Source organism: Pseudoalteromonas sp. MMG007 (assembly GCF_018100985.1).
Classification (GTDB): Bacteria; Pseudomonadota; Gammaproteobacteria; order Enterobacterales; family Alteromonadaceae; genus Pseudoalteromonas.
This window is the reverse complement of sequence record NZ_JAGJEI010000001.1, coordinates 534,797-553,418: the sequence shown is the minus strand read 5'-3', so window position 1 is coordinate 553,418 and position 18,622 is coordinate 534,797. Positions and strand designations below refer to the sequence as shown.

Sequence of the window (18,622 nt, the reverse complement as noted above, 5' to 3'; positions counted from 1 at the left end):
AACTTATGAAAGTTTATTAATTAACAATAAAATCAATCTCGAACTCTTTTGCACTTTAGGTATATACTCACCTTATTATAAAAGCTTTAGGGATAGTTTAATGGCCGAAAACTTTCGCGTTATATTTGTAGAACTTGCACAAGGTGTTGATAGCAAAACAGTGTGCGTAAATTTAGCAACTAAATTAAAAACGTCAGAAGAAAAGGTGGCTCTTTTTTTAAAGGGTAAGCCATTGTTTGCGCCAAATAATAAAGACAAAGCGCTAAAACAAGCCAAGCTTTTAGCAAGCCTCGGTATTAAAAGTAAATTACAAGCAAGTACATCACCAACGCCCTCTCAACAAATGCCAAGCAGTCAGCGCGATGAAAGAATTTTTGATGCACTAGATTATATTACGAGCAGTTTAATCCGCTTAGAAGAAAAACTTGAAGAGCTAGAGCAACGTCTTCCTGAAGCTCAATTAAAAGCACCTGATGAAATTACAGATGAATGGCAAGATGACGACCTAGTGCTTGATGAAGAGCTTATAACAACACCAGCGAAGCGTAGTAATTGGCTTTTATATGTATTAATTGCGACCGTCGTTGTTTTGCTCGTTGTGCTTGCTGTTTATTTAGGTTTTCCAAATTTATTTTCTTTTTAGGTGCGGTTAAATAATTAAATGAGCAGTAAACGAGCACAAATAAGAACTAAAATACGTAAAATACGTAATAACTTGTCAAAAAACAAACAATTAATAGCCGCTCAATCACTAAAAGTGAATTTTACTCAACACCTAAAAAGCAAAAAAACATCTAAAAACAAGCATATTGCCATTTATTTTAGTAATGATGGTGAATTAGATACCTCATTGTTAATAAATGAATTATGGAAACAAAACCACACGCTTTACCTCCCTGTAATTCACCCATTTAATGGCACTACATTACTATTTCAGCGCTATGAAAAAAACTCACCCATGAAGGCAAATCGCTATGGTATCTTGGAGCCTAAGCTGAACTGCTCTCAAATATGCCCATTAACTGATCTAGATTACTTACTTATGCCATTAGTTGCATTTGATAACCAAGGTAACCGATTAGGAATGGGAGGTGGGTTTTACGATAAAACACTGGCACAACTTCACCAAGGCAATTGGCAAAAACCGCAACTTATTGGCTTAGCGCATAGCTGTCAAAAAGTAGATGCACTGCCTATTGAATCGTGGGATGTTCCACTTAAAACTATTATTACTCCTGATAAAATTTATCAATGGTAATAAGCACTCACTACACATTTGATATATGAGCATGACAATGACGCAAGACGAATTAAAAAAAGCAGCAGCATGGGCTGCACTCGAGTTTGTTAAAGAAAACACTATTGTTGGTGTTGGTACAGGCTCTACCGTAAATCATTTTATTGATGCCCTTGGCACAGTAAAAGACACCATAACAGGTGCGGTATCAAGCTCTGAAGCTTCAACAGCGCGCCTACAAGCGCTAGGTATTGAAGTGTTTGAGCTAAACAACATTGATGTACTTGATGTATACGTAGATGGCGCAGATGAAATCAACGCCCAAAATGAAATGATCAAGGGCGGAGGCGCAGCACTTACCCGCGAAAAAATAGTAGCAGCGGTAGCAAAACAGTTTGTGTGTATTGTTGATGACACAAAACTGGTAGATACATTGGGCGACTTCCCGCTTCCGGTAGAGGTTATCCCAATGGCACGCAGCTACGTTGCACGTGAATTATTAAAGCTTGGTGGTGACCCTGTTTACCGCCAAGGCGTAGTAACAGATAACGGTAACGTTATTTTAGATGTACACAATTTAAGTATTAGTAATGCCAGACAACTTGAAACACAAATTAATTCAATTGTTGGCGTAGTTACCAACGGCCTTTTTGCAATGCGCGGTGCTGATAAAGTAATTATCGGCACTAAAAATGGGCCACAAATTAAATAGGATGAGGTTATGAGTAAGGTATCGTTAGCAAAAGACAAAATTAAAATTCTCTTGCTTGAAGGTGTTCACCAAAGCGCAGTAGAAACGCTTAAACGTAATGGTTACAGTAACATCGACTACGTAAAAACATCCTTACCTGAGGACGAGCTTAAAGAGCGTATTAAAGATGTGCACTTTGTAGGACTTCGTTCTCGTACTCATATTAACCAAGCTGTTTTAGACTCAGCTGAAAAGCTAGTAGCCATTGGGTGTTTTTGTATTGGTACAAACCAAGTAGATTTAAGCGCAGCACGTGAGCGTGGTATTGCGGTATTCAATGCACCGTTTTCAAACACTCGCTCTGTAGCAGAGCTTGTACTTGGCGAAATACTATTATTATTACGCGGTATTCCACAGCGTAATGCAGCAGCGCACCGTGGCGGCTGGTTAAAAACAGCAACAGGCTCATTTGAAGCCCGAGGTAAAACTTTAGGTATTATCGGTTACGGCCATATTGGTACGCAACTAGGTATTATGGCTGAAAACATAGGTATGAACGTCGAGTATTACGATATCGAAGACAAACTGTCTTTAGGTAACGCTACGCAAGTACATAACCTAACGCAGCTTTTACAACGTGCTGATATTATTAGCTTACACGTTCCAGAAACACCGCAAACTAAAAACCTAATTGGCACAGCAGAACTGGCTGTAATGAAGCAAGGCTCTATTTTGATCAATGCTTCACGCGGTACTGTAGTAGATATTGATGCACTAGCAGAAGCACTTAGCGAGAAAAAACTCAGCGGCGCAGCTATTGATGTTTTCCCGGTTGAGCCAAAATCTAACGAAGAAGAATTTGTATCGCCACTGCGTGAATTCGACAACGTTATTTTAACGCCGCACATTGGTGGTTCAACCCAAGAAGCGCAAGAAAACATTGGTATTGAAGTAGCCGGTAAATTAGCTAAATACTCAGATAATGGCTCAACTATTACGGCTGTTAATTTCCCTGAGGTTTCGCTGCCAGAGCTTGCTAATCGTAGCCGTTTATTACACGTGCACCACAACCGCCCAGGTGTGTTAACGCAAATTAACCAAGCGTTTGCCCAGCACGGTATTAACATTGCTGCTCAGTACTTACAAACTGATGAATCAATTGGTTATGTAGTTATTGACGTAGATACCGATCAGTCAGAAGTTGCACTTAAAGAGCTAAGCGCAGTAGAAGGTACAATTAGAGCGCGTATTCTTCACTAAAATAGCTATTAGTCAAAATAATAAAAGCCGTATTTGATTAATCAAATACGGCTTTTTACATTCAGCTGATGATATGTAGATTATTGCTATTATTCGCCTTTAACTTCTAAATTAACAAGCTTGACTAATTCTTCAGGTTGACCAGCTAACATCATTATTTGTTGGTTAATTTCCATCATGGTTTTACCTTCAGGCAATTTTGCCGATACACTCAATGAGTTTAAACCTTTAGCAAAATCAGTTAGTGACTGTGCTATTTCTTCAGTCACGGGAGCTTGCTCTAACTGCTGCTGTAGCATCATTTGCATTTGCTCAAGTGTCATACCTTGTTTTTCAAGCTCACTGGCAAACAGCTCTTTTAATTGACCTTGATTATTAAGTACTAAGTTAATATTACGCGGCTCAAGCTTACTCATGGCTTGCATAATTAAGGTTTGCTGTTGTAACTCTTGCTCGTACGTAAGCGGCGTATTGCCAGCTTCTTGTTGCGCTTTGCTTATAGCAAGAGACGCGTCCATTAGCGCTTTGGAATTGGCAAGGCCTACATCCATATTAAAACTAGCAATATCTTTCGCATTAAGCCTTAAGGCTACGTCACTGTCGCCAGACTGCTCATCGTAATCAAGCGATGAGCTTAAGTCGTAACTTGCAGAGGCAAGCATCTCATTTGTATCAGCCGGTAGCATCGCTACAAAATCTTTATCAAACTGAAAGCTTTTAACCTCAAACGATGTATGCGGCGATATTTTATCGGTTTCGTAGCCACTTACTTCAATACTCTGAATATTGGCGACTTTATCACCTTCAGGACTCATTACTTCCATGTTAGTAATTTCAACACTTTTAGAAATAACACTTGCTGATAAACCCGCATATTTAAATGTTGCGCCGGTTTGTTCGCTCACTAGCGCAAGTTGCTTATCTACTTCAGTGCGTACTTCTTGAGTTGCTACATAATTTGCGTAGCTAACACCGCCTACGCCAGCTGCAACAATGGCTATAGCTATAACTAGTTTTTTCATGTTATTTCCTTATTTAATTCTTTATATAGACTGTCTTAGCCCAAGAGTAACATTGCAATGCAGTGCCTGTAACTGTTAATTAATCAAACTAAGTAACTCATGTACTGTTTTTACTGGTGTAATTTTGGCGCCTAGTCCTTCCATAGACTTATGGTAATTACGAAACGGAATAAATATTTCTGTAAAACCATGCTGCGCCGCTTCTTTAACGCGAGGCACGCCGCTGTCGATTGGGCGTACGTCTCCGTTTAGGCTGAGCTCGCCCATAATGCAGGTTGTACGCGGTACTACAAACTCGTTTAAGCTGCTTAAAAGCGCAGTAACTAACGCTAAATCAATACAGGTTTCGGTTTCATCGATTCGTAAACCGCCCACAATATTAAAAAACGTATCGTGGAATATTTTAGTTTTAGTATGCTTACGTAAAATACCAGTGAGCATTTTTATTCGGTTCATGTTCAAACCCACGCACACACGCTGCGGAAACTCTGCTTCGGTTTCGGTGGTTAAACATTGTATTTCGAGCAATAGATTACGATTACCTTTGCGAATACAGGTAATCGTAGAGCCTGGTGATTCTGTGCTTGAACCGGATAAGAAAATTTCGCTTGGGTTATCTACGCTTAACATTCCGCGTTCGCACATTTTAAAAATACCTACAGTATCAATGTCACCAAAACGGTTTTTGTTAGCTCTAAGAGTACGTACCTGTCCATCATTAGTATCAATATGCAGCAAGGCATCCACTATGTGTACTAATGTTTGCGGCCCTGCTATTTCGTTGTTTTTGTTTACATGGGCAATAATAAACATGGTTACATCATTTTGCTTACAGTACTGAGTAAGCGCTTGCGCAGCACTTTTTACTTGAGAAGGCGAACCTGGGCTGCCATTGGCAGTGTCGGTAACTACGGCTTGTATAGAGTCGATTACTGCAAACTTAATTTTATTTTTATCAAGTTCTTCGATAATGGTTTCTACGCTGGTTTCGGAGAGTAAGTAAAGTTCATCCGGGTTGTAATTAAGCTTTAGTCTGTTTACACGGTTTTTAAACTGCGACAGTGACTCCTCAGCCGTACAATAAAGTGACGGCATACGCTGTGACATTCTGGCAACTAAGTCAGATAAAAGCGTTGTTTTACCCGCCCCCGGATCGCCGGAAATAATATTTACCGAGCCTGTGGTTACACCGCCGCTTAATACACGGTCCAGCTCGCCAATTTCTGTAAGCTGTTTTTCGGCCTCAGTGGTGGCAACATCATCAATTTTTTTAGATCCGCCGCCAATACCACCTGCATAACCTCCTACTGTTGCTCGTGCAGCAGCCTTTTTGCTTTGCCCTGCTGAGGGTTTAAACTCAGCTAATGTGTTCCATGCGCCGCAGCGACACTGCCCTTGCCAACGTTGATAGTTCATGCCACATTCGGTACAAACAAATTCTACTTTTGCCGCTTTAGCCATTTATAACCTTACCTACTATTTTTAATTTTAAAATATGTGCTATTCGCTATAGCATTTTACTATTTTAGTGCTCTTACAAATATAAAAAAGCCAAAATACAACAGCTTGACCCTACAGTGGTTACAAGCTTGCGTTGTTTTTATACTTACTTTAGATTAGGGCATACTTTTTGCTTTTGATAACTTAAAGTAACTTGCCAACAAATTGGCATTTAACACATAATAACAAGAGTTAGACTGTACTTATACGAATAGCCGTTCCTATATTAATAGCACTGAGCGATGTTGCGTTTATTGAATTAGCAAATAAATGGACTTTACGGTATATCTACTTTTCAATTAGACGGTGATGATTTATAAATGGCTGAAGACATACTGCTCAAGTACGAAGACCTCGTAAACGAGCTAAAAACATATTTAGGTAATGCAAAATTCGACCTAATTTTCAAATCAAAAACGGCAAGCTTAACTAAACCAGAGCAGTTTTTGATGAAAATGGAAATGTCGCGCTTATCTCAGCCTGTGGCTCGCTTTATTGATCTACGCGGTTTAGTGACCGGACAAGTAAAACCTTATGAGCACAATGGCAAGCAGCACTTTATGGATACCACTGCCGTTGAGGTCTTTGAAAAAGCGCTAGAACAACATGGCGGATACACATTAGCTGTTTACGAAGCGGTTATGAATACCGAAAATAACCACCGCGTATTACAAAAGCAAGCCGCTGAGCAATCAGAACTTCAAGAGTTTGAAAATAAATTAAGTACGGAGGTAATTAAGTTTGCTTCTTACGAAAGCCGTCGCGAAGAGCGAATGAACTACTCAATCAAGGTAACTATTGAGTATAAAGATAATAAAAATATTGCAGCTACCACCTCCGATATATCTTTAAGTGGCTGTAAAATAAAGTTAGGCACTCGTTACTCAATAAAAAAAGGCGAGCTAATAGCCATGCGCTTAGTCGGGCTTGAGCAAGATTTTGAGCTAGGCTTAAAAAACGGAATTCAATATGAAGTTGTTGCCATTGAAAACATCTCTCGTGAATATAATCATATCCGTTTAAAACGTACCTACATTGAAAAAAACGAAGCCTTTGATAATTTTTTAAACAGCTTTATAAACGGCAATAAACGTCGCTACAAAGTAAATTTAGATAACACCCTTGATGCCGTTGTTTCCAAAGGCTACGAGCAATATTATATTCCTCGTGTTACGTCTTTATACGTGTTCTTGAGCAAAAAAGACGAGGCACTTTATCCGAGTTTAAGCTTAACCACCGAAAACAATATTTTTATTCAGCGTTACTTCACCGACGAAAGAAAAGTGCCATGTTTGTACAACGTACTTAACCATCAACGAGTTACGCAGCTTTTAGCACAAATAACGGCGGTTAAAGAAGATTACCTGTACACGTTTACACATGTATCATCGGGTAAGATTTACTATTACTCTGCAACAAGAACTGAGTTAAATAATAACCCTAAATTAAAAGATTTATTTTTAGGCTTTGGTAGTCAAAAAGAGAGCTGGCAAAGTTTTAAAATACAAATAATGCCGAGTCACCCTGATGACTCTTTTATTCCGCTTTCACTACCAAATAGTGTAGGCTCTAATATTGAAAAACTGAATAAGCCGCCTTCTCCACGCGTAAAAGGGCTTATTAAAGACGTAAAATATGTGGTTGTACTTACAAATATAGGTAACAAAGCTGAGCAAGAAGATTACAAGCAACTATCTTATGACAAAACACTCGTTAATCAGCTTAAGCTCTTTGGCCATGCCAAACACGAATCTCCACCTTATTTAGATATTGTGCCACTTGAGTACGTTAACTTACGCTCGCATAAACGCTACTTATATAAAACACCAGTCAGCATTACTGTAAATGGAACTGTATATAATGGATATACAAGGGATTTTTCGATAATGGGCTTACAGCTTGAGTGTGAACACCCCGTTACATTTAAAAAAGGTGACATTGTACTTTTAGACTTCCCTGAGCTGCAAAAAATAACGAAAAAGCATAAACTCAGTGAATTAAAATATGAGGTAATGGCAATTAGCAAGTCATTCACCACTATTAATTTAAAAGCTAACCGAGTAGCTGATTTGCCTCATGCTGGCGTTACTTTTTTTACTCAGTTAATAGAAGGGAACAAAGATAAACTAAAAGTATCTGAGGAAGCACCAAAAGTAGAAGGTCTCTCTACAGCCCTTAGAAATATGGTCACTAAAAGTGTATGCCAATTCCCACTATACTTACACAAAGAGGCTGCACATTTTAAAACAGGTGCTATTGGCTTTGGCTTATATGCAAGTCCAATGCATGTGATTTTGCAAAATTTTGGTTTATTGAATAATAAAACCGATTTATCGAGTGTTTTAACGCAAGAACAGATAGTTGATGTGATTACCCCCAATATTAAAGATCGTAGCCGGCAAGACCCACCTCTTGCTTTTACACTTGCTATTAACTTTGACCCACGTAAAAGCACTATTGAAGATGCTATTGTAAGCCAATGTGTATTAGGTGAAGATTACACTAGCTTTAACAAGCAAATAAGCAAAGGCATTAAGTCGGAGCTTATATTTGTAATGCGACTTTATATTTCGCGTACAGGACGCCCTGATACCGACTACTTATCCAACGAGCTAAAATACGTAACCCAATATGCCATGCACAAAGCAAAAGATTTAGAAGAAGCTTTATGGGCTGTTGCGGGTGTAGGCGACATGGTTGATATAACCGAAGAAGCTTTAAGTCACCTTGAGCTTAAAAAAGAGCAAGTAGAACAAATGAATCGTCGTAAATTAATTTGGTTAAACCGCTTACGCTAAGCGGTTTAACCTTTTACTTATGCGCTTGGCTTTTCATTTAGCGGAATAGCGAGCATATACAATAACTGCAATAACGAACCTTGGCATATAGCAGCTTGAGCCTGCTCAACCACTTTAGGCTTGCCATGTATGGCAACACCAAGCCCAGCTTGAGCCATCATAACTAAATCGTTTGCACCATCACCAATTGCTACCGTTTGTGCTTTTTTAAGGCCTAGCTTTTGCTGAAGAGACTCGAGTACCACTGCTTTTTGCTGCGCATCCACAATAGTTCCAAGTACTTTACCTGTTAACTTATCGTCTTCAAATTCCAGCACATTAGCATGCACTTCATCTAAATTAATTAGCTCTTGAACGCGCTCTGCAAAAGGCACAAAACCGCCCGACGCTATGGCTAAATACCACTGGTGCTGCTTTAAAATTTGGCACAACGCTTTAATACCTGGCATTAAAGGAAGCACACTTTTCAGATCATCTATTAAGCTTTTTTGTATGCCTGTGAGCTTAGCTACACGCTGATTTAAACTTTCGCTAAAATCAAGTTTGCCAGCCATCGCAAGCGCTGTCACTGAGGCGACCTCATCGTATACATTGGCTAAACGTGCTATTTCATCAATACATTCAATAGTAATGGCCGTTGAGTCCATATCCATAACAAGTAAGCCTGGCTCGTACAAGTTAGGAGGTGTGGCTACTTGCACTAGTTGGCAATCAAGGGAGCTTGAAAATTCTTGCAGCGCTAACGGGTTTATTGCTTGCTCTGCATTTTGTGCATAAAAACACAATGCAGGCGCTAAACCTAAATCTGGTTGATACTGACATACAGCTGTGACTGTTTGATTATATTTATCCAAAAATTCAATAATCTGTATAACATGCTTTTGCTCAAAATCTCCCGCAAATGCAATGCTAAATAACCCTAATTTTTTATCTGGAATATCATTAACCGGTATAAAATTGCCACCACTGTAAGTAAACCACTTATTTAAAGTTAAGTGTTGTAATGATTGCTCAGCAACTGGCTGTGCCATGCTCGTTTGCGACATGGGTTCTCCGTGTTTATTTTTATTTTCCTGATTTTGGCATATCAAAGGTTAACTAATATTTACGCTAAATTCGCCATCAGGTAGGGTTTAAGGTTATAGTTAGTGTAGTTGTAACATCAAATCAAAATGCTGTCAGCAGCATATACGGTGACTATGAAAAATAACCATATTAAAAACCCTATTACCGCATCTCAAAGAAAGCGCTTAGTACGCTTAATACTCGCGGCTGGCTGTTTTGTATTACTAAGCTGGGTAGGTGTTAATAGTAGTTTTCAAAGTCATCAGTTATTGTATGACAGCGCCGATAACACAGCACAAAGCTTAGCTAAATTTATGGCTTTAAACGTTAAAACACCGCTTATTGAAAAAAACAAACCTCAGCTCAATGCAATTTGTAATGATATAAGTAAAGATAAATTTGTGCTTTCGGCCACCATTTACGATCAACAAGGTATTTTAATTGCCAGTAGCGATAATTGGCAATCACATCATGTTTTTGGGCAACTGCCCGACTCTACCCCTGGTATTAGTAAGCTTAAAACACCTTTTATAGAACCTGTAATAAATAACGATGACCGCCCCATTGGCTTTGTATCAGTTACATATTTAACGCGCGCAGCTATATCAGACAGCCACAATCATTTTCATGATTTAGGCAGGCAAGTTTTATTAATGCTAGTAATTGCGTGTATTTTCACATGGCAACTGGGTCGAGGTTTAAAACGTTGGCAGGTTAGCCGCTATATACAAAAAACCTCAGAGCAAGAGTCATAAAGCGCTTTAGCAAGTACCTCTTTATTGCTGCTATGCTTTAAATTGCATAGTACGTTGAACACATTTGGAATGTGAAGCGGTGTATTAATCTCGCCTTGGTGGCCACTTAATGGCATTGAGGGCGAGTCTGTTTCGAGTACTAAATGTTGTGGCGCTATTTGAGCAATTACATTACGGGTTTTTGCTGCGCGCTCATAGGTAATAACCCCACCAACGCCTAACTTAAAACCTTGCTTAATATAATAGTGTGCTTGCTGCAGTGACCCCGAAAACGCATGTATCACCCCACCATATTTTGGCTTACAGCGTTTAAACGATTGCGCAATTAAATCATGGCTTTGTCTGTGGTGCACAATTAACGGTAAATTTAGCTCATTGGCAATCGTTATTTGTTGCTCAAATAACCGCGTTTGTTTTTCAAGGTCTTCAATACTTCTATCAAGCCCACACTCACCTATTGCCACCAGCTGGTTAATATTTGCTTTTGCAAAATCAAACAGCTGCGCTAAGTGTGGTTCTTTATGCTCATCTAAAAAATAAGGATGAAGCCCTGCGGCAATATGTACTGGTGGGTATTTGCTTTTAAACTTAATTAACTGTTTAGATTGGGCTAAGCTAATACCTGGCACAACAAAGCGCTCAACGCCCTTTGCCACACACGCTTTTATAAGTGATTCGCGCTCTGCGTCAAATTCATTAAAGTCGAGATGGCAATGGGAATCTATAAACTTCACAAGCGTAAACCAGTCAAGGGTTTAAACGTGTAACTTGCCAGCTATTATCATCCTGGCGTTGGTACATAAAACGGTCGTGTAAACGATGTGCGCCGCCTTGCCAAAACTCTATTTTAGTCGGGACTACGCAGTAACCGCCCCAAAAATCAGGAAGGGGGATTTCACCTTTGGCAAACTTACTCTTCATATTAGCAAAGGTTTCCATAAGGACTTTTCGAGACGACACGGGCCTACTTTGCGCTGAAGCCCAGGCAGCCAATTGGCTTTCTTTAGGGCGTGATAAAAAGTATTTTGCTACCGCTGATGTAGGTAATGGTTTAGCCTCGCCGTATACAATTACTTGGCGCTCCATATGGTGCCATGGAAAATGCAGCGATATTTTATTATTACCTTTTAGCTCTTGTGCTTTACGAGAGCCCGTATTAGTAAAAAATACAAACCCATTATCATCAAGGTGTTTTAACAATACAATACGCTGCGAAGGCTGCCCTGTTTCATCAACCGTTGCCACAACCATGGCCGTTGGATCAGGCACATTACTGCCCACAGCATGCTCAAGCCATGTTTCAAATTGTTTAAATGGGTCATCTTGCAAAGTGTCTTCGCTTAACGCGTCTTGCAAGTATTCACGGCGGATATCTTCGAGTTTCATAAACAAATCCTTCTCTGTTTATTAAAGCGTATGTAGGTAAGTAAAGTCAGGCAATCAATAGTAATCAGTAATAAGAACAATTTTATATTTTGGGTTAGTGCTTGGTTAATGTTGGGTTTCGTTTCACTCAACCCAACCTACGGTGCTATCAGCTACAAAATTGATTAACTTACAAAAGTTCGTCAAGTAAAGCCTAAAATCATCTGCAAGTGTAGGAGTGCTAGCAAGGCGCTAAAGCTATTTATGCCAAGGAGCATACGGTTTGTATGTGACTTAGGCTAAATAGTTTTACCAACGCAGCTAAAGCGAACTACACGAAGCAGAAGGTGATTACATTTGCTCCATGACTTCAATGCCTAACAGATCCAATCCTGTTTTTAGCGTATCTGCCACTAAATTACACAGCACTAAACGGCTGTCACGTACGCTTGGCTCTACGCCTTCTTTAAGTACTGGGCAGGCTTCATAGAATGTCATATATAAGCTAGCTAGTTCGTACAAGTACCCACATAATACGTGCGGAGTAGCCTCGTTGATCATTAAATCAAGTACTTCTTCAAGCTGCAGCAATTTAAGTGCTAGTGCTTTTTCTTGCGGCTCAGCTATGGCTACATTAGCACTTAGTGTAGCAGCATCGACACCTGATTTACGAAAAATACTACGCACACGCGTATAAGCATATTGTAAGTAAGGTGCTGTTGCGCCTTCAAAACTTAGCATGCTGTCCCAGTTGAATATGTAATCACTGGTACGGTGCTTAGAAAGATCAGCGTATTTAACGGCGCCAATACCTACTTTGCGGGCTATTTCACTACGATCATGATCCGATAAGTCAGATTCACGCTCTGCTAGTTTTGTTGCTGCACGGCTAATTGATTCTTCAAGTAAATCAGCCAGTTTTACAGTGCCACCGGTACGGGTTTTAAATGGTTTACCATCGGCGCCCATCATGGTGCCAAACGGGCAAAACTCGTAGCTTGTTTCATCGCGTAAAAGGCCAGCTTTTCGTGCTGTAAGCTCTACTTGATTAAAGTGAAGGCTTTGGCGTGCATCTACAAATATTAAAATACGTTCAGCACCCAATTTATTTGAGCGGTAATCACACGCGGCTAAATCAGTGGTTGCATATAAAAAGCCTCCACCTGATTTTTGCACGATAAACGCCGATGGCTCGCCATCTTTATTTGCAAGCTCATCTAAAAACACCACTTGTGCACCTTGCGACTCTACAGCAATGTCTTTATCTTTTAATAGGCTAATAATATCGTTAAGCTCACTGTTGTAAGCACTTTCAGCCATAATATCAGCTTGAGTAAGCGTTACATTTAGACGTTTGTAAACTTCTTCAGAGTGCTTAACTGAGGTTGCTATAAATAGCTTCCATAGTTTTTCACAGTGCGCATCGCCACCTTGTAGTTTAACAACGTAATCACGGGCTTTATCTGCAAAACCTTCCTCATCATCAAAACGTTTTTTAGCGTCGCGGTAAAACGTTTCTAAATCAGCAAGCGCTACCGACTCTAAATCTACGCCTTGGCTAATTTGATCTTCTAAATGCGCAATCAGCATACCAAATTGTGTGCCCCAATCGCCCATGTGGTTTTGACGAATGACTTTATCGCCTCTAAATTCAAGGGCGCGTACAATGGCATCACCAATAATGGTTGAGCGTAAATGACCTACGTGCATTTCTTTTGCAAGGTTAGGTGAAGAGTAATCTACCACGACAGTTTGTGGCTTAGTGTGCTCGTTTACGGCAAGCTTTGCATCGCTGTTAGCCGCTTCTACGCTTTTGGCTAAAAACTCAGGCTTTAAATGAATATTAATAAAACCAGGGCCAGCAATTTCAGTTTTTTCAGCAATGTCGCTTACATCTAACTGATCAATAATTTTTTGCGCAAGCTCACGTGGGTTACTTTTCATTTTTTTAGCGGCGCCCATTGCACCATTAATTTGGTAATCACCAAACTGTGGGCGTGTACTTTGTGTAACCGCTGGGTTTGTATCTTCAGGTAGGCCAGCTGCGGTCATGGCGGCAATGGCTTTTTCTACTAAAATAGTACGAATGTTCATTATATTATTTACCTTTGTAAGCCCGCCTTAGCAGGCTTTCAGTTAACTGTAGTCAGTCGATTCTAGTTTTCGCGAGTATGGTTAAAGGTTACTTCTGGATAACGCTCTACCGATAAATTAAGGTTTACACGGCTCGGTGCTATGTAAGTTAGGTTATCGCCACCATCAAGTGCTAAGTTGCTTTCGCACTTACGCTTAAACTCTTCAAACTTTTTAACGTCAGTTGAGCTTACCCAGCGCGCTGTATTGACGTTTACACCTTCGTAAATTGCATCTACGTTGTACTCAGCTTTTAAGCGCGCTACAACTACGTCAAACTGTAGTACACCTACCGCGCCTACAATTAAATCGTTATTAATAAGCGGTCTAAATACCTGTACTGCACCTTCTTCAGAAAGTTGTACTAGGCCTTTTAATAGCTGCTTTTGTTTAAGCGGATCACGCAAACGAATACGACGAAACAGCTCAGGCGCAAAGTTAGGAATACCGCTAAACTTAAGCTTTTCGCCTTGCGTAAAGGTATCACCAATTTGGATTGTACCGTGGTTATGTAGGCCTATAATATCGCCTGCAAATGCATCTGCTGCACGCTCACGATCGCCCGCCATAAACGTTACCGCATCAGAAATACTGACTTGTTTACCAAGGCGTACATGGTTCATTTTCATGCCTTGGCTGTATTTACCCGACACAATACGCATAAAGGCAATACGGTCACGGTGTTTAGGGTCCATGTTGGCCTGTATTTTAAATACAAAACCAGTAAAGTTCTCTTCTGTTGCAACTACTTGGCGGTCTTCTGTTTCACGTGGCAACGGCGTTGGGGCCCACTGTGTTAAACCATCAAGTACATGATCAACACCAAAGTTACCAAGAGCTGTACCAAAGTACACTGGCGAAAGTTCACCTGCTAAAAATAATTCAAGGTCAAATTCGTTTGAAGCACCAATTACAAGCTCAAGTTCTTCACGCAGTTGCTCAGCAAGTTCTTCACCTATGGCAGTATCAAGCTCTGGGTTATCAAGGCCTTTTACTGTACGTACTTCTTGAATAGTATGACCTTGGCCTGTTTTGTACAAAACTGCTTCGTCGTTATGAATATGGTAAACACCTTTAAACTCTTTACCACAACCAATTGGCCAAGTAATAGGTGCACAGGCAATGTTTAGCTCTGTTTCTACTTCATCGAGTAGTTCCATTGGGTCACGAATATCACGGTCACACTTATTCATAAAGGTAACGATAGGGGTAGTACGTAAGCGTGTAACTTCCATAAGTTTACGAGTACGTTCTTCTACACCTTTTGCGGCATCAATAACCATTAAGCACGAATCTACTGCGGTAAGAGTACGATAAGTATCTTCTGAGAAGTCTTCGTGTCCAGGGGTATCAAGTAAATTAACCAGCGCATTATTATATGGAAACTGCATTACTGAGGTAGTAACCGATATACCACGCTCTTTTTCCATTTCCATCCAGTCAGACTTTGCATGCTGATTAGAGCCACGGCCTTTTACAGTTCCGGCTTTTTGAATCGCTTGTCCGAACAAAAGTACTTTTTCGGTGATGGTAGTTTTACCAGCATCCGGATGCGATATGATTGCAAAAGTCCTTCGCTTGCTAATTTCGTTGATAATATTCTGGTCTGCCATTAATAAGTTCTTTTAGTTTGATACCAAGTTACATGCATAACGCTAAGTGTATGCAGGGCAACCCGTTAAGTTGATCGTTATTAACTGGGCTTTGAGCAATTTAGTATGAATAAATTGACAACAATTAACGCCATATAGCTAATTTTTTAATAGTGGCAATTGTAACAGGAGTCGGTATAAAAGTGTGCTATCTAACATAAAAATATCTTGGCTTTGTAATAAATCGAAATGACTCACTTAACTTAAGAACGATTAAAAATGATTGAAAGCTAATAATTTAAACATCTATGAATTAATAGTTAGGCAAAAATTTACTTTTATTTTTAAATTAACAACTTACTTTCAGTGTGTTACAAAAAATAAAACATCCCTTATACTAAGTGATTAACTTTTATAACTGGTTATATTTCAGCCATCGAGACCGCTATAAGCTTGTGTAATAAAGTCGTAACGCATATTATTGATAGATTGCACGGAGGATAAGTAGTTTGGTCATGAAAACCAGTAAGTTAAGTATTAGATTATTATGGTATATAACCCCCTTGGTTATTTTACCTTTGCTCTTTTTAGGTGGCTTTACGCTCACCAATGTAACTAATTCAACACAAAAACAAGCTGATTTAATAATGAGCCGTTTTGTTGAACAGCAACAGCAAAAAATATTTAACTACATTGACTCTTTTCACTCGACAGCAAAGCTACTTTCTACCTCGCCAGTACTTAGTGATTTTTTAACAAATGATATTAGAGCTAATGGCGATCATACCCGCAGACTTGGCGCTTTAATGGATGTATTTGCCAGCTACAGCGAAGCCTATCCTGACATTATTAGTATTAATTTGGTCTCTGCCAGTGGCAGAAGTGATGCGTATTACTCTAATAACCTAACCACTGCGCCTAAAAGTTACCCTTTTTTTAATAAAGTGCTGCAAAGTAATTTAAGTAAACAGCAGTTTATGATTCAAAAGGACGATGGCACCACAAGTTTGTACTTTATACAGCGAATTTATAGTGTTGATTACTATTTAAAACGCCCACAACAACTTGGTTTTATTGTTATACATGTAGAGCCTTCAATACTTAATACCAGTATTTTAGAAGCCCCATATAACAACACCCTTAATTTAATGCTTACCAAAGACGGTAAGATTTTATTTAGCTCTGACTACAACATGCGCGGCCAATATATTAGTGAGTACGAGCTTGAACAGGTACATAGTTTGGCAGATATAGGTATGCTTTCGACTATTGAGCTTTCAAGCATTGATAAAATTGAGCGAATGATTTTTGCCGTGCAAATGCCCGGTGGTTATTATTATGTTTCTACTATTCCTAAAGGCGTACTTTACCAATCGGGTAAAGCCATAAGCCTTATTACCGGCTTAATCGTTATTATATCGGTGATTACCCTACCTATTTTAATTTTTGTAGTAGTACGTAATTTATTACTTAACCCTATTGAGCTATTAGGTGCTGCCAGCCATCGCGTAGGTGACGGTGATTTATCAGTGCATTTACCTGCTCATACCAACGATGAAGTAGGCGTATTGTTTAACGACTTTAACCACATGGTTAATCAAATTAGGCATTACCAGCAGCAGCTTGAAGAATATAAACATCATCTTGAAGACAAGGTAGAAAGCCGTACTAAAGCGCTTGAGGCAATGAATAGTCAATTAGAGCTTGCTATTGGGCAAGCCGAGCAAGCAAACCAGCTTAAAAGTCGCTTTTTAGCAAATATGAGCCATGAAATACGCACTCCGCTTACTGCTATTATGGGCTTTACAGAGCAACTATTACATAACGATAAAGTAGCTAACGACAAACAACATTTAAGCACTATTTTACGAAACTCAAAACATCTATTAGAGCTTATAAATAACATACTCGATTTATCAAAAATTGAAGCTGAAAAACTCGCTGTTGATCAATCGGCACTAAATGTGGTGCAGCTAGTGCACGACATCGAATCGATAATTGAGCCTTTAGCACAAGAAAAACAACTAACGCTAAACGTAAAATACGATCTGCCACTGCCACGTACCATTTACAGCGATGTAACTCGCTTAAAGCAAATACTAATAAACATTGCTAATAACGCGGTTAAATTTACTGAGCAAGGTAACGTATCTATTTGTGTGCACTATTTAGAAGCTAGCCAAAAGCTTGAGTTTGTAATTAATGACACCGGCATTGGTATGTCTGAGCACCAAATAGAGAGAGTATTTAAACCGTTTGAGCAAGCTGATGCTACGACTACTCGTCGATTTGGTGGCACTGGGTTAGGCTTATGTATTTCTAAAAATTTAGCACAGCTACTTGGCGGCGATGTAACGCTTGAAAGCGAGGTGGGCGTTGGTAGCCGCTTTACAATCACCGTGGCATGTAAGCTCTCAGACGATCAACCAATGCTTGAGTTTTTAACACAGCAAAGCCAACTTGTGCCAGAAAAAGACCCGTTTTTATCGTTTGCTACAAACAGTTTTGATGCCAATATATTAGTGGCGGAAGATAACCCAGATAACCAGTTACTAATCAAACTACTACTGCAAACTTGGGGTCTTGAACCCGATATAGCTAATAATGGTGCGCAAGCAGTAGAAATGGCATTAGTTAACGACTATCAGCTTATTATTATGGACATGCAAATGCCGGTAATGGGCGGCTTAGAAGCCACAAAAATGCTACGCCATGCAGCGTACGACGGCCCTATAATTGCCCTTACAGCTAATGTAATGAACCATGATATAGGCACTTACCTAGAGGCTGGTTGCGACAAAGCACTAGCTAAACCTATAGACAAAGATGCCCTAGAAAACGTACTAGTAAGTTACCTAAACCTTGAAAAAGATAATCAAAATAAATGGGATAGCTTATTAAAAAGTGAGAAATTTCAGCAAATTGCTGATAATTACTTAGCTAATTTACCTGCTCATCTTGAAGAAGTTAAAGCTTTACAACACACTGATGATTGGGAGGCGTTAAGAACAATAGCGCATAGCATAAAAGGTAGCTCAGGTTGTTTTAACTTTGACGACATTTACCACAGTGCAGCAGCGCTTGAAGAAAACCTAAAAAGTAACAACAAAGTACCTAGAAATGAGTTAGTAAGCGATTTAATAAACGCTATAGAGCAAGCTACAAAAGATAAGATAAGTTAGTACAGGTATAGCTTCTGAAATA

At 39.5% G+C, this 18,622-nt stretch carries 14 protein-coding genes; 7 read left to right on the top strand and 7 right to left on the bottom strand.

The window, feature by feature from the left end:
• The first annotated feature begins 100 nt into the window (after positions 1–100).
• The 4 genes from J8L71_RS02580 to serA are packed head-to-tail and all read left to right on the top strand — an operon-like array spanning position 101 to position 3,188.
• Positions 101–643: a hypothetical protein gene (locus J8L71_RS02580; RefSeq protein WP_210999135.1), complete on the top strand. Its 543-nt coding sequence runs from the start codon at positions 101–103 to the stop codon at positions 641–643.
• An 18-nt stretch (positions 644–661) separates the two neighbouring features.
• Entirely contained in the window at positions 662–1,258 is a 597-nt protein-coding gene (locus J8L71_RS02575; RefSeq protein ID WP_210999134.1) for a 5-formyltetrahydrofolate cyclo-ligase, read from the top strand.
• 37 nt (positions 1,259–1,295) lie between these two features.
• The gene (gene rpiA, locus J8L71_RS02570) at positions 1,296–1,949 is read left to right on the top strand and encodes a ribose-5-phosphate isomerase RpiA (protein WP_210999133.1); all 654 of its coding nucleotides are present in this window, start codon (positions 1,296–1,298) and stop codon (positions 1,947–1,949) included.
• A 9-nt stretch (positions 1,950–1,958) separates the two neighbouring features.
• On the top strand, positions 1,959–3,188 hold the full coding sequence (gene serA, locus J8L71_RS02565) for a phosphoglycerate dehydrogenase (protein WP_210999132.1): 1,230 nt from the start codon (positions 1,959–1,961) through the stop codon (positions 3,186–3,188).
• Between the two features lie 89 nt (positions 3,189–3,277).
• Here serA and J8L71_RS02560 read toward each other — a convergent pair whose 3' ends face one another.
• Both J8L71_RS02560 and radA read right to left on the bottom strand, forming a co-directional pair.
• Entirely contained in the window at positions 3,278–4,210 is a 933-nt protein-coding gene (locus J8L71_RS02560) for a hypothetical protein (RefSeq protein ID WP_210999131.1), read from the bottom strand.
• Between the two features lie 75 nt (positions 4,211–4,285).
• A complete protein-coding gene (radA, locus tag J8L71_RS02555) occupies positions 4,286–5,671 on the bottom strand; it encodes a DNA repair protein RadA (protein WP_210999130.1) in 1,386 nt (461 codons plus the stop codon).
• A 359-nt stretch (positions 5,672–6,030) separates the two neighbouring features.
• Here radA and J8L71_RS02550 point away from each other — a divergent pair, with 359 nt between their 5' ends.
• The gene (locus J8L71_RS02550) at positions 6,031–8,508 is read left to right on the top strand and encodes a PilZ domain-containing protein (protein WP_210999129.1); all 2,478 of its coding nucleotides are present in this window, start codon (positions 6,031–6,033) and stop codon (positions 8,506–8,508) included.
• A 17-nt stretch (positions 8,509–8,525) separates the two neighbouring features.
• Here J8L71_RS02550 and serB read toward each other — a convergent pair whose 3' ends face one another.
• Entirely contained in the window at positions 8,526–9,554 is a 1,029-nt protein-coding gene (gene serB / locus J8L71_RS02545) for a phosphoserine phosphatase SerB (RefSeq protein ID WP_210999128.1), read from the bottom strand.
• A 153-nt stretch (positions 9,555–9,707) separates the two neighbouring features.
• Between serB and J8L71_RS02540 the strand changes: the two genes are divergently transcribed.
• Entirely contained in the window at positions 9,708–10,328 is a 621-nt protein-coding gene (locus J8L71_RS02540) for an AhpA/YtjB family protein (protein ID WP_210999127.1), read from the top strand.
• Here J8L71_RS02540 and J8L71_RS02535 read toward each other — a convergent pair.
• The 4 genes from J8L71_RS02535 to prfC all read right to left on the bottom strand — a co-directional run bounded on the left by J8L71_RS02535 (position 10,295) and on the right by prfC (position 15,439).
• Positions 10,295–11,062, bottom strand: a complete 768-nt coding sequence (locus J8L71_RS02535) for a TatD family hydrolase (RefSeq protein WP_210999126.1) — start codon at positions 11,060–11,062, stop codon at positions 10,295–10,297. The two genes, J8L71_RS02540 and J8L71_RS02535, sit on opposite strands and share 34 nt — an antisense overlap.
• Positions 11,063–11,075: 13 nt before the next feature.
• Positions 11,076–11,714 carry a pyridoxamine 5'-phosphate oxidase gene (gene pdxH, locus J8L71_RS02530; RefSeq protein ID WP_210999125.1) on the bottom strand — a complete coding sequence of 213 codons (639 nt, stop codon included), beginning with the start codon at positions 11,712–11,714 and terminating at the stop codon, positions 11,076–11,078.
• A 330-nt stretch (positions 11,715–12,044) separates the two neighbouring features.
• Complete coding sequence (gene argS, locus J8L71_RS02525; protein ID WP_210999124.1) at positions 12,045–13,787, bottom strand: arginine--tRNA ligase; 1,743 nt, start codon at positions 13,785–13,787, stop codon at positions 12,045–12,047.
• Between the two features lie 62 nt (positions 13,788–13,849).
• Positions 13,850–15,439 (bottom strand): peptide chain release factor 3, encoded by a 1,590-nt coding sequence (gene prfC / locus J8L71_RS02520; protein WP_210999123.1) that lies wholly within the window; start codon positions 15,437–15,439, stop codon positions 13,850–13,852.
• Positions 15,440–15,933: 494 nt separating this feature from the next.
• Between prfC and J8L71_RS02515 the strand changes: the two genes are divergently transcribed.
• Entirely contained in the window at positions 15,934–18,600 is a 2,667-nt protein-coding gene (locus J8L71_RS02515; RefSeq protein ID WP_210999122.1) for a hybrid sensor histidine kinase/response regulator, read from the top strand.
• Positions 18,601–18,622 lie beyond the last annotated feature (22 nt).

Coding starts and splice junctions, on each gene's coding strand:
- J8L71_RS02580 (WP_210999135.1), top strand. CDS start 101: ATGGCCGAAAACTTTCGCGTTATATTTGTAGAACTTGCACAAGGTGTT.
- J8L71_RS02575 (WP_210999134.1), top strand. CDS start 662: ATGAGCAGTAAACGAGCACAAATAAGAACTAAAATACGTAAAATACGT.
- rpiA (WP_210999133.1), top strand. CDS start 1,296: ATGACGCAAGACGAATTAAAAAAAGCAGCAGCATGGGCTGCACTCGAG.
- serA (WP_210999132.1), top strand. CDS start 1,959: ATGAGTAAGGTATCGTTAGCAAAAGACAAAATTAAAATTCTCTTGCTT.
- J8L71_RS02560 (WP_210999131.1), bottom strand. CDS start 4,210: ATGAAAAAACTAGTTATAGCTATAGCCATTGTTGCAGCTGGCGTAGGC.
- radA (WP_210999130.1), bottom strand. CDS start 5,671: ATGGCTAAAGCGGCAAAAGTAGAATTTGTTTGTACCGAATGTGGCATG.
- J8L71_RS02550 (WP_210999129.1), top strand. CDS start 6,031: ATGGCTGAAGACATACTGCTCAAGTACGAAGACCTCGTAAACGAGCTA.
- serB (WP_210999128.1), bottom strand. CDS start 9,554: ATGTCGCAAACGAGCATGGCACAGCCAGTTGCTGAGCAATCATTACAA.
- J8L71_RS02540 (WP_210999127.1), top strand. CDS start 9,708: ATGAAAAATAACCATATTAAAAACCCTATTACCGCATCTCAAAGAAAG.
- pdxH (WP_210999125.1), bottom strand. CDS start 11,714: ATGAAACTCGAAGATATCCGCCGTGAATACTTGCAAGACGCGTTAAGC.
- argS (WP_210999124.1), bottom strand. CDS start 13,787: ATGAACATTCGTACTATTTTAGTAGAAAAAGCCATTGCCGCCATGACC.
- prfC (WP_210999123.1), bottom strand. CDS start 15,439: ATGGCAGACCAGAATATTATCAACGAAATTAGCAAGCGAAGGACTTTT.
- J8L71_RS02515 (WP_210999122.1), top strand. CDS start 15,934: ATGAAAACCAGTAAGTTAAGTATTAGATTATTATGGTATATAACCCCC.